Here is a 2,092-nt window from a genome sequence, read left to right as displayed (position 1 = left end):
ACGTTGAGGCCGAGAGACCGCATTTCCTTGACGAGAACGTTGAAGCTCTCCGGGATGCCGGCCTCGAAGGTGTCGTCGCCACGCACGATCGCCTCGTAGACCTTGGTACGGCCGGCGACGTCGTCGGACTTCACCGTCAGCATTTCCTGCAGCGTGTAGGCGGCGCCGTACGCTTCCAGCGCCCAGACCTCCATCTCGCCGAAGCGCTGGCCACCGAACTGCGCCTTGCCGCCCAGCGGCTGCTGGGTGACGAGCGAGTACGGACCGATCGAACGCGCGTGGATCTTGTCGTCCACGAGATGGTGAAGCTTGAGCATGTAGATGTAGCCCATCGTCACCTTGCGATCGAACGGCTCGCCCGTGCGTCCGTCATAGAGCTGCGACTGACCGCTGCTGTGCAGGCCCGCCTGCTCCAGCATGATGTTGATGTCAGCCTCATGCGCGCCGTCGAACACCGGGGTCGCGATCGAGACGCCGCGGCGCATCTGCTCGCTGAGGCGAACGATGCTCTCGTCGTCATAGTCACGAACCGGCTCGTTGCGGTCGTTGGCCGGGATGAAGCTCTCGAGCGTCTTGCGCAGCGGCTTGATGTCGCCGGCTGCCTTGTACGTGTCGATCAGCTCGCCGATCTTCCTGCCCATGCCCGCACATGCCCAGCCCAGATGCGTTTCCAGGATCTGGCCGACATTCATGCGGCTCGGCACACCCAGCGGGTTGAGCACGATATCGGCATGCGTGCCGTCCTCGAGGAAAGGCATGTCCTCCACCGGAACGATCCGCGACACGACACCCTTGTTGCCGTGACGGCCGGCCATCTTGTCGCCGGGCTGCATCTTGCGCTTCACGGCCACGAAGACCTTGACCATCTTCATGACGCCCGGAGGCATTTCGTCGCCGCGCTGGACCTTCTCGACCTTGTCCATGAAACGCTGCTCGAGCGCCTTCTTGGAATCGTCGTACTGGCCACGCAGCGCTTCCAGCTCGCTCTGGAGCTTTTCGTTCTCCACGGCAAACTGCCACCACTGCGAACGCGGATACTCGTCGAGCGTATCCTTGGACAGCGTCGAGCCCTTCTTGAAGCCCTTCGGTCCAGCGATCGCTTCCTTGCCGACGAGCACGTCGGAAAGACGCGCGTAGACGTTACGGTCCAGAATGGCCTGCTCGTCGTCGCGGTCCTTGGCGAGGCGTTCGATCTCCTCGCGCTCGATCGCCATGGCGCGCTCGTCCTTCTCCACACCGTGGCGATTGAAGACGCGCACCTCGACGACGGTGCCGAATGTGCCCGGAGGCATGCGCATCGAGGTGTCGCGCACATCGGACGCCTTTTCGCCGAAGATGGCGCGCAGAAGCTTCTCTTCCGGCGTCATCGGGCTTTCGCCCTTCGGCGTGATCTTGCCGACCAGGATGTCGCCCGGCTGAACTTCCGCACCGATGTAGACGATGCCGGCTTCGTCGAGGTTCTTCAGCGCTTCTTCCGAGACGTTCGGGATATCGCGCGTGATTTCCTCCGGTCCAAGCTTGGTATCGCGCGCCATGACCTCGAACTCCTCGATGTGGATCGAGGTGAAGACGTCGTCGGCGACGATGCGTTCGGACAGGAGGATCGAGTCCTCGTAATTGTAGCCGTTCCACGGCATGAACGCGACCAGCACGTTGCGGCCGAGCGCCAGATCGCCGAGCTCGGTCGACGGACCGTCGGCGATGATGTCGCCCTTGTTGACCCGGTCGCCCATGCGAACCAGCGGACGCTGGTTGATGCAGGTGTTCTGGTTCGAACGTTGGAACTTCATCAACCGGTAGATATCGACGCCGGACTTGCCCGGATCGAGATCTTCGGTGGCGCGGATAACGATACGCGTCGCGTCCACCTGGTCGACGATGCCGCCGCGGCGGGCGCCGATGGCGGCGCCCGAGTCACGGGCGACGATCGGCTCCATGCCGGTGCCGACGAACGGCGCCTCGGCGCGCACCAGCGGCACGGCCTGACGCTGCATGTTCGAGCCCATCAGAGCGCGGTTGGCGTCGTCGTTTTCCAGGAACGGGATCAGGGCCGCGGCCACCGACACCATCTGCTTGGGCGACACGTCCATCA

Annotated in this window: 1 protein-coding gene; it reads right to left on the bottom strand. The window is 63.7% G+C overall.

Features of this window, described 5'->3' with window-relative positions:
• Positions 1 to 2,092: DNA-directed RNA polymerase subunit beta (gene rpoB, locus EN879_RS33315; protein WP_127274577.1), on the bottom strand; the 2,092-nt coding region annotated here is incomplete at both ends.

The organism is Mesorhizobium sp. M7A.F.Ca.AU.002.02.1.1, assembly GCF_003998535.1.
Classification (GTDB): domain Bacteria; phylum Pseudomonadota; class Alphaproteobacteria; order Rhizobiales; family Rhizobiaceae; genus Mesorhizobium; species Mesorhizobium ciceri.
This window is presented reverse-complemented; position numbering and strand designations above follow the sequence as displayed.